The 14,409-nt window shown below is 69.5% G+C and carries 6 protein-coding genes; all 6 read left to right on the forward strand.

What is annotated here, in order from left to right:
- Positions 1–130 precede the first annotated feature (130 nt).
- The 6 genes from HW837_RS30775 (at position 131) to HW837_RS30800 (ending at position 14,381) form a co-directional block, all read left to right on the forward strand.
- Positions 131–1,279: a lipid-transfer protein gene (locus HW837_RS30775; protein WP_193380384.1), complete on the forward strand. Its 1,149-nt coding sequence runs from the start codon at positions 131–133 to the stop codon at positions 1,277–1,279.
- A gap of 12 nt (positions 1,280–1,291) precedes the next feature.
- Positions 1,292–1,708, forward strand: a complete 417-nt coding sequence (locus HW837_RS30780; protein ID WP_045556119.1) for a Zn-ribbon domain-containing OB-fold protein — start codon at positions 1,292–1,294, stop codon at positions 1,706–1,708.
- Positions 1,705–2,484, forward strand: coding sequence for an enoyl-CoA hydratase/isomerase family protein (locus HW837_RS30785; protein ID WP_045556118.1), 780 nt, complete (start codon positions 1,705–1,707; stop codon positions 2,482–2,484). Before HW837_RS30780 ends, HW837_RS30785 begins: the two co-directional genes overlap by 4 nt.
- Positions 2,485–2,760: 276 nt before the next feature.
- Positions 2,761–7,092, forward strand: coding sequence for a LamG-like jellyroll fold domain-containing protein (locus HW837_RS30790; RefSeq protein ID WP_390623586.1), 4,332 nt, complete (start codon positions 2,761–2,763; stop codon positions 7,090–7,092).
- Positions 7,093–7,221: 129 nt separating this feature from the next.
- On the forward strand, positions 7,222–14,100 hold the full coding sequence (locus HW837_RS30795) for a polymorphic toxin-type HINT domain-containing protein (RefSeq protein ID WP_193380385.1): 6,879 nt from the start codon (positions 7,222–7,224) through the stop codon (positions 14,098–14,100).
- A gap of 2 nt (positions 14,101–14,102) precedes the next feature.
- Complete coding sequence (locus tag HW837_RS30800; protein WP_045556117.1) at positions 14,103–14,381, forward strand: DUF6959 family protein; 279 nt, start codon at positions 14,103–14,105, stop codon at positions 14,379–14,381.
- Positions 14,382–14,409 lie beyond the last annotated feature (28 nt).

A 14,409-nucleotide genomic window follows, 5' to 3' on the forward strand; every position in this document is an offset into this window, starting at 1 on the left:
AGCGCCCGATCGTCAGCCGGACATCCGTAGCTGACTGTCCGTCAGATTAGCTGTACCCTGACGGACTGTCAGCAGCCGAACAGGCCCTGTGCGGAGGTGCGCTCCGCCACCCGGTGCGGAGGTGTGCCTCATGGCCGTGCTCAAGGACGCGACAGCGATCGTCGGCATCGGGCAGACCCCCTTCGCCAAGCAACTCCCCGAAACTGAGCGGGCGTTGGCATGCCGGTCGATCCTCGCCGCCCTCGACGACGCCGGGATCGCGCCGGACGAGGTCGACGCGCTCGCCTCGTACACGATGGAGGAGACGGACGAGGTCGAGGTGGCGAAGGCGCTCGGCCTCGGCGACCTCACCTTCTTCAGCAAGGTCGGCTACGGCGGCGGCGGTTCGTGCGCCACGGTCGCGCATCTCGCCGCCGCGATCGCCACCGGCCAGGCCACGGTCGGGGTCGCCTGGCGGTCCCGCAAACGCGGCTCCGGCCCCCGCCCGTGGAAGAACACCACGGTCCAACTCCCCACCCCGGCCCAGTGGACCCGCCCCTACGGCCTGCTGCGGCCCGCCGACGAGATAGCCATGCTGGCCCGCCGCCACATGCACGAGTACGGCACCACCCGCGACCACCTCTTCAACGTGGCCCTCGCCTGCCGCAACCGGGCGAACCAGAACCCCGCCGCGATCATGTACGAGCGCCCGCTGACCCGGGAGATGTACATGAACTCCCGCTGGATCAGCGAACCCCTCTGCCTCTTCGACAACTGCCTGGAGACCGACGGGGCGTTGGCCTGCGTCGTGGTCTCCGCCGAGCGCGCCCGCGACTGCCGCCGGACCCCCGTCTACGTCCACTCCGCCGCCCAGGGCCTGCCGGCCCAGCACCACGGCATGGTCAACTACTGGAACGACGACCCGCTGACCGGCCCCGCCTGGACCGCCGCCCGGCACCTCTGGAAGCACGCCGACGTCACCCCGGACGACGTCGACGTCGCCCAGATCTACGACGCGTTCACCGCCCTGATCCCGCTGTCGCTGGAGGGGTACGGCTTCTGCGCGCGCGGCGAGGGCGGCGCGTTCACCGAGGGCGGCGCCCTGGAGACCGGCGGCCGGCTCCCCCTGAACACCTCCGGGGGCGGCCTCAGCGAGGCCTATGTGCACGGCTTCAACCTGATCAACGAGGGCGTCCGGCAACTGCGCGGCACGAGCACCGCCCAGGTGCCCGGCGCGGCGACCTGTCTGGTCACGGCGGGCGAAGGGGTACCGACCTCCGCGCTGCTGCTGAGGAACTGAGGAGTCGAGGACATGCTGACACCGGTGGTGGACGACGACGGCGCCCCCTTCTGGGAGTACGCCGCGCGGGGCGAACTGCGGATCCAGGCGTGCGCCGACTGCGGCGAACTCCGCTTCCCGCCACGCCCCTGCTGCCCGCACTGCCGCTCCTTCGCGGCCGAGTGGCGCCGGGTCTCGGGGCGGGGCCGGATCTGGTCGTACGTCCGCCCGCACCCACCGCTCCTCCCCGACTACGCCGAGCAGGCCCCGTACCACGTCGTCCTCGTCGAGCTGGCCGACGCGCCCCGCATCCGCCTGGTCGGCAGCCTGGTGAGCGGGCCGGGCGCCCGCCTGGACTCGGTACCGGCCGAGCGGATCCGGATCGGCGCGCGGGTGCAGGTGGTGTTCACCTCCACCGGCCTGCCCCAATGGGTGCTGGAGCGGCCGTGACCCTGCGCACGACGACGGACAAGGCGACGGGCGTGGCCCTGCTGACCCTGGACCGCCCGGAGCGACTGAACGCGATCGATCTGCCGACGGCCGAGCAACTCACCTGCTTCTGGCAGGAGTCGAGATACGACGACGCGGTACGGGCGGTCGTCGTGACCGGCGCGGGTGAGCGCGCCTTCTGCACGGGCCTCGACCGGGACGCGGCGGGAGCCGTCCCGCAGCCGAACTCCCCGTACACGATCGAGGATCCCCTCCTCAGGATCGGCCCGAAGTCCAACGACTGCTGGAAACCGCTGATCGCGGCCGTGAACGGCATGGCCTGCGGCGGGGCCTTCTATCTGCTGGGCGAGGCGGAGTTCCTCGTCGCCGACCCCGCCGCCACCTTCTTCGACCCCCACACCAGCTACGGCATGGTCAGCGCCTTCGAGTCGATCCTGATGGCCCAGCGCATGCCGTACGGGGAGGCCACCCGCATGGCGCTGCTGGGCACCGCCGAGCGGATGTCGGCCCGGCGGGCGCACGAGGTGGGGCTGGTGTCGGAGGTGACGGAACCCGGCGAGTCGGTCGCCGCGGCCGTGCGGTGCGCTGAGATCGTCGCCGCGTGTCCGACGGAGGCCGTCCAGGGCACGGTACGGGCCTGCTGGGCGGCACGGGAGGCGACACGAACACACGCACTCGCGTACGCCCCGCACCTGATCTCACTGGGCAACCAACCGCGGCGACAACAAGAGGAGTTGTTCGCATCGCGGCGGCAGAGTGGACATCGGACGCGATGAGGAGGGACACCTTGAATCACGGACAATTCGCGAATGAAACGTGAACTGTTTCACACGCCGGGTTCACTTGATTGTGTCACTCATGAACTTTGTCCCCATGTGAGTCTCTGGTTAAGAGGCTGGAGTTGCTCGTATGTTGCGACCTGATCGCTCGACCTCTTGATCGCACATATCCAGTCATAGCTCGACGCCGTTCGGCGGGGGATAAAACATATGAATATTTACGGGGGAAGACGTCGGCTCCGCAGAGCCGGCGTGGTGCTTTCCGCAGCCCTGATGTTGGCGGCGAGCACATCGGAGGGCGCGATGGCGGTGGCCGGCGGGAGTGCCGGCGCCTCTGCCGTCGACGCCGCCAGGACCGCCGCGTCCGCTGACACGGCCGGGGCGGCCGACGAGTCCGCCGAAGCCGAAGCGGGCGAGGACGCCAAGGCACTGGCCAAGGCCGCGCGCACGGGCAAGCCCGTGGAGATCACCTCGATGCGCGGTGAGAGCAGTGAGGTGTTCGCCACTCCGGAGGGTCACCTGGAGGCCCGGGAGCACCTGCGACCGGTGCGGACGAGGGTGAACGGCGAGTGGCAGGACATCGACACCACGCTGGCGCGCGGCGCGAACGGCACCGTGGCACCCAAGGCCACCACCGTCGGGCTGACGTTCTCGGGCGGGGGTACCGACCCGCTTGTGCGCATGATCAAGAACGGCCGGGAACTCGCCTTGTCCTGGCCCGAGAAGCTGCCCGCTCCGGAACTGAGCGGGAACACCGTCACCTACCCGGACGTCCTGCCGGACGTGGACCTGCGCATGACGGCGCAGCAGGACGGCTTCACCCAGTTGCTGGTCGTCAAGTCGGCTGAGGCGGCGGCGAGTACGGAGCTGAACGAACTCCGTCTGGAACTGGACGCGGGCGGCATGCGGGTCGAGGAGACCGACGGCGGCGGCCTGGCGGCGATCGACGAGGGCGCGGGAAGCGCGGTCTTCGAAGCCCCTCGCCCGGTGATGTGGGACTCCAGCGACCAGGCACCCGGCACCACGGAGGAGTCCTCGACGCGGCCCTCCGCCGGGAGCGCCTCGAAGGCGTCGGCGCGGTCCGCACCGCGCTCGGCCACCACGGGCACCACGACGACCGCCCTCACCGCCTCCGCCACCGCCGTCGAGGACGGCGCCGACGACCCGGAGACCAGCGCCGCGGAGTCGGCGAACGTGGCACCGGTGGGTGTGGACGTCCCCGCCGCGCAGGACGAGTTGGTGCTGACGCCCGACCGCGACGTGCTCCGGGGCAAGGACACGGTGTACCCCGTGTTCATCGACCCGCAGTGGTACTCCCCGAAGGCGTCGGCGTGGACGATGGCCTCCGAGTACTGGGCGTCGTCGCCGCAGTGGAAGTTCAACGGCGAGTCGGACGCGGGCCTCGGTTACTGCAACTGGGCCTACTGCGCGCCGCACGACACCAAGCGGCTCTTCTACCGCATCCCGACGTCGAAGTTCGCGGGCCGGACCGTGCTGCAGGCGGAGTTCGTGGTCCGCAACACCTGGTCGGCGTCCTGCTCCGACCGGAGCGTGGAACTGTGGCGCACCAAGGACATCTCCTCGTCGACGACCTGGAACTCGCAGAACGCCTCCGGCTTCTGGATCGACCACCTCAGGACGGCCTCCTTCGCCTACGGATACACCGGCTGCGCCGCGAAGGACGCCGAGTTCGACGTGAAGTCCGCGATCCAGTTGGCGGCGGACAAGAAGTGGTCGACGATGACCTTCGGCATGCGGGCGGCGAGCGAGTCCGACGCCTACGGCTGGAAGCGGTTCTCGGACGACGCCTATCTGCGCGTGCAGTACAACCGGCCGCCGCCGCAGGTCAAGATGTCGCAGCTGGTCATGGAGTACGGCGGTACGTGCAAGAAGCCCGAGAACGCCGCGCGTGTGCGCTCCCTGGGCAAGATCTACGCGAACGACATCACCGACCCCGACGGTGACACCGTCAAGGTCGAGTTCGCGGCCAGCTGGGACACCGGTGACGGCAAGGGCTCGGTGACCCGCTGGAGGTCGGGGCTGACGGGGGCGAAGAAGTCCGGCTCGGACTTCTCGATCACCCTGCCGTCCACCCTCCCCAAGAACAAGACGATCAACTGGTACGTCCGTTCCTACGACGGGGCCCAGTCCTCGCCCTGGTCGTACACGGGTGACGCGACCTCCTGCTACTTCGTGTACGACACGAGCGTGCCGAAGGCCCCGACGATCTCCTCCAACATCTACCCGGCCTCCAACCCGGAGGACCCCGAGGACCCCTGGTACGACGGGGTGGGCCAGTACGGCAACTTCGTGATCACCGGGGCCGTCTCCGACGTGACGAAGTACTGGTACGGCATCAACGGCGACCCGGTCTCCGCCAACACGGTCACCACCTCGGGCGGCGCGGCCAAGACGGTGCCGGTACTGCCGCTCAAGCCGGGCCTCAACACCTTCACCGCCCGCTCCTTCGACGCCGCCGGCAACGGCTCCGAGATCCGCACCTACCAGTTCCGCGTCAAGGCCGGGCAGCTCGAACGCGCCAACTGGTCGATGGACGAGGCGGCCGGCGCCACCCAGGCGGCGGGCAGCGCACCCGAGCAGACCGCGATCCTGTACGGCGGCCCGACCCGGGACGTGGAGGGCAAGATCGGCAAGGCCGTGCAGTTCGACGGCGTCGACGACTACGCCGCCACCGACGTCGCCACCATCAACACCGATGTGAGCTTCTCGGTGTCGGCGTGGGTGAAGCTGTCGGCGATGCCGTCCACCGGGGCGGTCGTCGCCTCCCAGCGAGGCAACAACGCGCCGGGCTTCGAGCTGTACTACTCCAAGGGCTACGACCGCTGGGTGTTCAACCAGTACAGCGCGGACACCACCAGCGCCACTCCCGTCCGGGCCATGCAGGCCGCCGCGGGCGGGGCCAAGGCCGGGGAGTGGACGCATCTGGTCGGTGTGTACGCCGCCGGTGAGCAGCAGCTGAAGCTGTTCGTCAACGGCACCCTGGCCGGCACCACGGCCTACAGCACGGCGTGGAACGCCCGGCGCGGCATGATGATCGGCGGCAGCCATCTGAACGGCGCCGTGACCTCGTTCTTCCCCGGGTCCATCGACGAGGTGAGGACCTACGAGAAGCCGCTGTCGGCGGCCGAGGTGTCCACCCTCTACAGCGCGAACTCGATCGGCGCCGGCCGTCCGGCCCGAGCGGTCTTCCCCATGGACGACGCCGCCGACGCGACCGCGCTGAGCGGCCGGGCCGATGTGAACCCCGCGGTCCTCAAGGGCGGGGCCACCGCGGGCACGGCAGGGGTGGACGGCAACGCCCTCACCCTGGACGGCACCGACGACTACGCCGTCACGAGCGGCCCGCACATCAACACCTCGTACAGCTACGCCGTCTCGGCCTGGGTGAAGCTGCCGAAGACCAAGCCGAACCACGCCGCCACGGTCGCCTCGCAGATCGGCGCCACGGTGACGGGTCCGGAGCTGTACTACTCCAGTGCCTACGACCGCTGGGTGTTCAACCAGCACAGCGCCGACACCGCCGACTCCACGGTGGTGCGGGCCATGCAGCCCGAGGGCACCACGGCCTACGGCGGTGAGTGGACGCACCTGGTCGGCGTGCAGGACACGGTGGCCGACAAGCTCTCGCTGTACGTCAACGGCACCCTGGCCGGCACCACCGCCACGACCTCCACCTGGTACGCCGGGGGCGCGGTGCAGATCGGCGCCAGCGCGTTCGAGCGGACGCCCACCTCGTTCTTCCCGGGCCAGATCGACGACGTACGGCTCTTCGACCGTCCGGTGTCGGCCGGCGAGGTGCAGCAGCTGTTCAAGCAGCGCGCGGTGGTCAAGGGCCGCTGGAAGTTCGAGACGGCCACCGGTACGCCGCTGACGTCGCCGGACGCCTCGTCCGCCGCCAACGCCATGACCCTCTACAACGGCGCCCAGACGGGCTCGGGCTGGGTCGACGGCGCGGTCACCCTCGACGGCACCAACGACTACGCCGCGGCCTCCGTGGTCCCGGTCGACACCGCTGCCAGCTTCACGGTCAGCGCCTACGTCCAGACGGCCGCCACCCCGACGAGCCCGGTCACGGTCATCAGCGCTCCGGGAGCCAAGAAGAGCGCTTTCGCGGTGCGCTACGAGCCCAGCGCCACCCCGGCGACCGATCCGGGCCGCTGGCGGATCGCCACGGCCGACTCCGACAGCGACAGCGCCGCGGTCTCCGACGTCGGCAACGGCATGTTCTACAGCCCGACCGACTGGAACCATCTGGCCCTGGTCTACGACGGGTTCTCCAAGGAGGTCCGCCTCTACGTCAACGGCGAACTCCAGGAGACCGCCTGCGCCGACGCCGACGAGGACGGGGTGCAGGACGACGCGAGCTGCGCCGACACCGTCTCGTGGGCCGACGACGTGCTGACGTACAAGGCCGGGAAGACGCTGCAGCTCGGCCGGGACACGACGGGTACCACGTCGAGTCAGTACTTCCCCGGGTCGCTCTCCGACGTCTGGGTCTTCCAGGGCGCGCTGACCGAGACCCAGATCGACCACCTCGCCGTCGGCATGCCGGGCGTGGAGACCGCCGTCCCCAACGGCGACTGACCGGCTCGCTCATCGGGAACGGGGCCCGCCGCCGTACGCGGCCGGCCCCGTTCCCCGACTGACTTCTTCGCTCCGCCGCACCTGGCTCTCCCCTGCCCGCGGAGCACCCAACGGGAGGAAAAGACTCGGATGACGACCAGACCACGCAGGAGAACGGGCCGGCCGTGGCGGTGGGTGGCACTCGCCTCCGCCACCGTGCTGACCGGCACGCTGATACAGGCGTCCGGCGTTCCCGCCGTCGCCCAGCCGGCCTGGCGCAAGCCCGCGCTGCCGCAGGCCGAGGACCCCGTCGCCGGCGGCCCGGCCGGCAAGGCCGTACCGCGCACGGTCACGAAGGGCCCCCGCACTCCTGCCAAGGCCCCGGCCACCAGCTGGCCCAAGGCGACCAGCGCGACGGTCACCCTCGACAAGGACACCACCCGGGTCGAGGGACTCCCCCTTACCCTGGACACCCGCGTCAAGAAGACCTCGGACGCCGCCGGCGGCACCTACACCGTGCGCACCCTGTCCAAGAAGGCCGCACGCAAGACCGGCGTCGACGGCCCCGTCTTCACCCTGACACCCCAGCAGAACACCAAGCAGCACACCGGCAAGGTCCGCGCCGGACTCGACTACTCCTCCTTCGCCGGCCTCTACGGCGGCGGCTACGCCGACCGCCTCGGCCTCGTCCAGCTCCCCGCCTGCGCACTCACCACACCGCAGAAGGCCAAGTGCCGCACCACGCGGCCGCTGGAGACCGTCAACGACACCGACAAGCAGACCCTGACAACGAAGTCGGTCGCCCTCAGCGCCGGCACGGCGACCGTGCTGGCGGCGACCGCGTCGGCGAGCAGCGACAAGGGTGACTACAAGGCCACGTCCCTGTCGGCCTCCTCGACCTGGAACACGGACCTGAGCAGCGGCTCGTTCGCCTGGTCGTACGACATGGCGGTGCCGAAGGTGCCCGGCGGGCTGACGCCGCAGGTCGGACTGTCGTACTCCTCCGGCGGTGTCGACGGCCGGACCGGCAACAGCAACAACCAGGCGTCCTGGGTCGGCGACGGCTTCGACCTGGCGCCCGGATTCATCGAACGCAGCTACAAGAGCTGCGAGAAGGACGGGGCGACCAACGCCGACGGCAAGGAGCCGGGCGACCTGTGCTGGGCGTACGACAACGCCACCCTGTCGCTGAACGGCTCCGGCGGCGAGTTGGTGCCCAACGGGACCAACTCCTGGAAGCTGCAGAACGACGACGGCACGAAGATCGACCGGATCTACGGCTCGTCGTCCGACGTGCGCTCCAACGGCGCCCGCAACGACGAGTACTGGCGGGTCACCACACCCGACGGCACGAGGTACTTCTTCGGCTACAACCGCCTGCCGGGCTGGGCGAGCGGCAACGAGACCACGGACTCGACGTGGACGGTGCCGGTCTTCGGCAACAACGCCGACGAACCCTGCAACGCCTCGACGTTCGCGTCGTCCTGGTGCCAGCAGGGCTGGCGCTGGAACCTGGACTACGTCGTGGACCGGCGCGGCAACGCGGTCGCGTACTACTACGACAAGGAGACCAACTCCTACGGCCGCAACGTGACCGCCGCCGACGACACCCCGTACGTCCGCGGCGGCACCCTGGACCGCGTCGAGTACGGGCTGAAGTCCACCGCCATGTACTCGGCGAAGGCGCTGGCCAAGGTCGACCTCACCAGCAGCGAGCGGTGCATCGCCGACAGCTCCACCACCTGCTCGTCCATCTCCTCGGACTCCCAGTACTGGTACGACACCCCCTGGGACCTGAACTGCGAGGCGGGCACCGACTGCGACGACGGCCGGTACTCCCCGGCGTTCTTCACCCGCAAGCGGCTCACCGAGGTCGCCACCCAGGTCTATGACGGCAGCGCCTACGACAACGTCGACTCCTGGAAGCTGACCCACCGCTGGGGCATGGCCGACACCGACTACCAGCTGCTGCTCGACTCCGTCCAGCGCACCGGCCATGACGGCACGGCCTCGATCACCCTGCCGAAGACCACCTTCGCCTACACCCAGTTGGCCAACCGGCTGGACAAGACCGGCGACGGCTACGCCCCGTACATCAAGGACCGGCTGTCCACGATCGCCGACGACTCGGGCGGCCAGGTCGACGTCAACTACTCCGCCCCGGTCTGCGACTTCGACGCGCTGCCGACCCCGCAGACGAACACCACCCGCTGCTTCCCGCAGTACATCGGCGGCAGTTCGAGCGACGACCCCGAGCTGCAGTGGTTCAACAAGTACGTCGTCGACACGGTCACCGCGACCGACCGCACGGGCGGCTCGCCCGACCAGGTCACCATGTACGACTACCTGGACGGCGCCGCCTGGCACTACGACGATGACGACGGGATGTCCAAGGCCAAGCTGCGGACCTGGTCGCAGTGGCGCGGTTACGGCCACGTGCGGGTACGCACGGGCGGCCAGGGCGGCGCCTCGGCCATGAAGACGCAGCAGGACTCGTACTTCCTGCGCGGCATGGACGGCGACCGCAAGGAGCCCTCCGGCGGCACCAAGAGCGTCTCCGTCACCCTCGACTCGGGCGAGGGCGACCCGATCACCGACCACGAGTCGCAGGCCGGCTTCGCCTACAAGACCGTCACCTACTCCGGTCCCGGCGGCAAGGTCCTCGAGAAGTCGGTGAGCCGCCCCTGGTACAAGGAGACCGCGAAGAAGGTCCGCGACTGGGGCACGGTCACCGCGAACTTCACCGGCACCGCCTCCTCCAAGTCGTGGACCTCGCTGGACGACGGCGCCGGCGCCAAGTGGCGCACCACCTCGGGTTCCGAGACCCACGACCCCGCCACCGGCCTGGTCGTGCAGAGCGAGGACCTGGGCGACACGACGACCGCCGCCGACAACCAGTGCACCCGCACCACCTATGTCACCGGCAGCGTCCCCCTGGCCACCCCGGCACGGGTCGAGACGGTCGCCAAGGCGTGCGACGCCACCACCAACCGGCCGGACGACGTCATCTCCGACGTCCGCACCGCCTACGACGGCGGGGCGTACGGCGCCGCGGCGACCAAGGGCGACGCCACCAGGACCGCGAAGCTCAAGACGTACAACGGCACCAGCGCGGTCTACCTGGAGTCCAGCTCCACCTTCGACGGCTACGGCCGGGCGCTGACCACCACCGACCTGACCGCCGACGTCACCGTCACCGCCGCCGGCGCACTCACCCGGACCGCCCGCACCGGCGGACGGACCACCACCACCGCGTACACCCCGGCCACGGGCTTCGCGACGAGCAGCACGGTGACCACCCCGCCCGCCACCGCGGGCGACAGCACGACGGCACAGACCTCAAGCACCACCTACGAGGCGCTGCGGGGGCTGCCGCTCACCGAGACCGACACCAACAGCAAGGTCACGACCTACGCATACGACGCGTTGGGCCGCGCCACGAAGGTGTGGCTGCCGGACCGGACAACGGGCCAGACCCCGAGCTACGAGTTCACCTACACGATCACCGACGGCAAGCCGGTCGCGGTGGGCACGAAGACCATCGGCAACTCGGGTGCGCAGGACACCAGCTACACCCTCTACGACGGCTTCCTGCGGCCCCGCCAGACACAGGAACCCGGCCCGGGCGGAGGGACGCTCCTCGCGGACACCTTCTACGACGAACGCGGGTTGACCGCGAAGGAGTTCGCCACCTACTACATCACCGCCGCGCCGTCGAGCACGCTCTTCAAGCCCGCTGACGCGCTGAGCGTGGAGACCCAGAGCCGGTACACCTACGACGGCCTCGGCCGGGTGACCGAGATGAAGCAGATCGCCGGCAACGGCGACGGCGGAGCTGTCCTCGGCGTCACCAGGACCCTCTACGGCGGCGACCGCACCACGGTCATCCCGCCCGTCGGCGGCACCGCGCAGACCACCGTCGTCGACGCCCGAGGCCGCACCACCGAACTGCGCCAGCTGCACTCGCGTTCAGCCGACGCGGCCTACGACACCACGTCGTACGACTACTCGCCGCGCGGTGAACTGACGAAGGTCAATGACCCGGCGGGCAACGCCTGGACGTGGAAGTACGACCTGATGGGCCGGCTCACCGACACCACGGACCCGGACAAGGGCGCCGGGCACCTGGACTACGACGACCGGTCCCAGATGACCCTCTCCAGGAACCCGCAGGGCACCCTGGCCTACGTCTACGACGGTCTGGGCCGCAAGACCGAGATGCGGGACAACTCGTCCTCCGGGACGCTCCGCGCCAAGTGGGTGTACGACACGATCAGCGGTGCCAAGGGCCAGCTCGCCTCCAGCTCCCGCTTCAGCGGCGGCCAGGAGTACAAGTCGAGCGTCGTCGCCTACGACCGGCTGTACCGTCCGCTGCGCACCTCCGTCACCATCCCGTCCTCCGAGGGGGGCCTCCAGGGCACCTACCTCTCGGCGACCACGTACAACGACTCGGGCACGGTCCAGGGCGTCGGCTACCCCAAGGCCGGTGACCTGGCCGCGAACACCGTCACCTACACCTACGAGGACCGCACGCTGCGGCCCGTCGGGATCAGCGGCCCGCTGAACCTGACCGCGAGCACCAGCTACAGCCTCACCGGCAAGCCGTTGCAGTACTCCCTGGCCGCGAACGGCGGAAAGGCGACGTACGAGACCAACACCTACCAGTGGGGCACCCAGCGGCTCGAGACCTCGCGGGTGGACCGCCAGGACGTCTCGGGTGTCGACCAGTTCAACACCTACAAGTACGACGAGGCCGGCAATGTCCTGTCCGTCTCCGACACCTCCCGCTCCGGCACCGACAACCAGTGCTTCACCTACGACCACCTCGGCCGGGTGAAGGAGGCCTGGGCCCAGTCGACGACTGGCTGTGTCGCCACTCCCACCACGGGTGCGGTGGGCGGCCCGGCCCCGTACTGGACGTCCTACACCTACGACAAGGTCGGCAACCGGCTCACCGAGACCGAGCACGCCACCACGGCCGGCGGCTCCGACACCGAGCGGGAGTACCACTACCCGGACCCGGGTGCCGTGCGCCCGCACGCGCTGACCTCGGTGGACAACACCACCGGGACCGTGAAGTCCACTGACAGCTTCGGCTACGACGACGCGGGCAACACCCACACCCGGCTGCTGGCCGACGGCACCTCCCAGACCCTGGACTGGGACACCGAGGGCCATCTGACGAAGGTCACCGAACCCGTGGAGGGCGGTAGCGACAAGGTCACCGAGTATCTGTACGACACGGAGGGCAACCGGCTGATCGGCCGGACGCCGACCGAGACGACGCTGTACCTCGGCGCCACGGAGGTCACCCTGGCCAAGGGGTCCACAGCCCCCAAGGGCACCCGCTACTTCGACCTCGGCGGCGGCCACACGGCCGTCCAGGCCAACGACGGGAAGATCTCCTTCGCCCTGGCCGACCACCACGGCACGGCCCAGCTGTCCGTGGACGCGACCACCCAGGCCCTGACCCAGCGCCGTACCCTGCCCTTCGGCGGGCCGCGCGGCACCGAGCCGACCAACTGGCCCGGCACCAAGGGCTTCGTGGGCGGCACGATCGACAAAGCCACCGGCCTCACCCACCTCGGCGCCCGCGAGTACGACCCCGCCCTGGGCCGCTTCCTGTCGGTCGACCCGGTCTTCACGGCCACCGACCCGCAGCAGATGCACGGCTACACCTACGCCAACAACAACCCGCTGACCCACTCCGACCCGGCGGGCACGGAGATCGGGTCCAAGCCCAACTCCTGCCAGTACTCCCTCGCGAACTGCAGCAAGAAGACCCAGAAGGAAGTCGGCTACGACCCGAAGTCCGGCACGACCGACTACCGCCGCGGCAACATCTACAAGCGCTCCCAGGCGGCGAAGAAGTACTGGGTGACGGCGAACACCCCGGTGACGAACGACATCGACGTCCTGGCGGACCAGTACTGGTCCCCCCGGATGAACGGGGAGTTCACGGACGACTTCTGGTACAACCCGGTCTACGAGTCGTCACAGAAGGGCCAGGAGGGCACTGCCTGCTACGGGCGTGAGGGATGCCGTCAGGCCTACCTGTACGTCCTCCACGGCGGCAAGGACGTCGAGAAGGCCAAGGAACTCGCGGCCACCTACTGCGTCTACAACGCCGAGGAGTGCAACGAGAAGGCCGCGGCCGTCGCCCGGGGCAACGTCATCAAGGACGTCGTCGCCACCGCGCTGCTGGCCTACGTGGGCGGAGCCCGCGGCGCCGTGAAGCCCTGCAACAGCTTCGTCCCGGGCACCCACGTGCTCATGGCCGACGGCACGACCAAGGCCATCGAGGACGTGCGGACCGGGGACAAGGTCCTCGCCACGGATCCCAGGACGGGCCGCACCACCGTCAAGACGGTCACCGCCGAGATCGCCGGCGAGGGCCGGAAGGACCTGGTCAGGATCACCCTGTCCCTCGAGACCGGTGGCGGGAAGAACACCGCTTCGGTCACCGCGACAGCCGGTCACCCCTTCTGGGTCCCGGAACTCGGCGCCTGGGTCGACGCCACGGACCTGAAGGTCGGAGAGCGACTCGACGCGTCCGACGGAACCGTCGTCCGGATCACCGGCGTCCGTCAGTGGACCCAGTCGGCCACGGTGCACAACCTCACCGTGGCGGACCTTCACACGTACTACGTGCTGGCGGGAGAGACACCGGTCCTCGTGCACAACTCGACGCCGGCCTGTGGGCCGTCCGTCGGGGCAGGCGCGAACATGGCGAATCTCTCCGGATCGGAGAGGGCTCGGATCCAGAACGCCGCGAACCGGATCGGGAAGCCGATCTCGGTTGTCGGTAGCCGGACACTGGGGCCGCGGTCGTCGTCGAACCCGAAGGGATGGCATGGCGAGTCCGACTGGGACTATGTGATCACGGGCATCAACAGCCGTAAGAAGCACTCCGTGTCGAGCTCGCTGCCAAAGGCCGACGTCACACTGGGCGTCGGGCGGCGGCAGGACATCTTCACCGGGCCGCTCGACACCAGCAGGCCCCATATCACCTTCTATCCACAGGGTTAGGGATGAACGAACAGGAAACCTCAGCCACGGTCCTGGCCGTCTCGGGAAACTACGCGGTGGTCGGTCTGCCGAACCGCCGCTATCCGGCACTGGCCGTACAGGGAGACTCTCTGAAGGTGCTTCAGGAGGCCGTCGAGGAGTTGGCCGAACATCTGGGTTCGGGAGACCTGGAGGAGGCAGGCTTTTCCTTGGGGGAGATCCGGTCAACGGTCGCGTCGATGCTGTCGACGTATGAATCGGCTTCGCGCGAGGCCGGATTCGACCTCCCTTACGTGCGCTGAGACGAGCTCCACCTGTCACGGATGCCTC

Source organism: Streptomyces caniscabiei, assembly GCF_014930365.1.
GTDB lineage: Bacteria > Actinomycetota > Actinomycetes > Streptomycetales > Streptomycetaceae > Streptomyces > Streptomyces caniscabiei.

Coding starts and splice junctions, on each gene's coding strand:
- HW837_RS30775 (WP_193380384.1), top strand. CDS start 131: ATGGCCGTGCTCAAGGACGCGACAGCGATCGTCGGCATCGGGCAGACC.
- HW837_RS30780 (WP_045556119.1), top strand. CDS start 1,292: ATGCTGACACCGGTGGTGGACGACGACGGCGCCCCCTTCTGGGAGTAC.
- HW837_RS30790 (WP_390623586.1), top strand. CDS start 2,761: ATGTTGGCGGCGAGCACATCGGAGGGCGCGATGGCGGTGGCCGGCGGG.
- HW837_RS30795 (WP_193380385.1), top strand. CDS start 7,222: ATGACGACCAGACCACGCAGGAGAACGGGCCGGCCGTGGCGGTGGGTG.
- HW837_RS30800 (WP_045556117.1), top strand. CDS start 14,103: ATGAACGAACAGGAAACCTCAGCCACGGTCCTGGCCGTCTCGGGAAAC.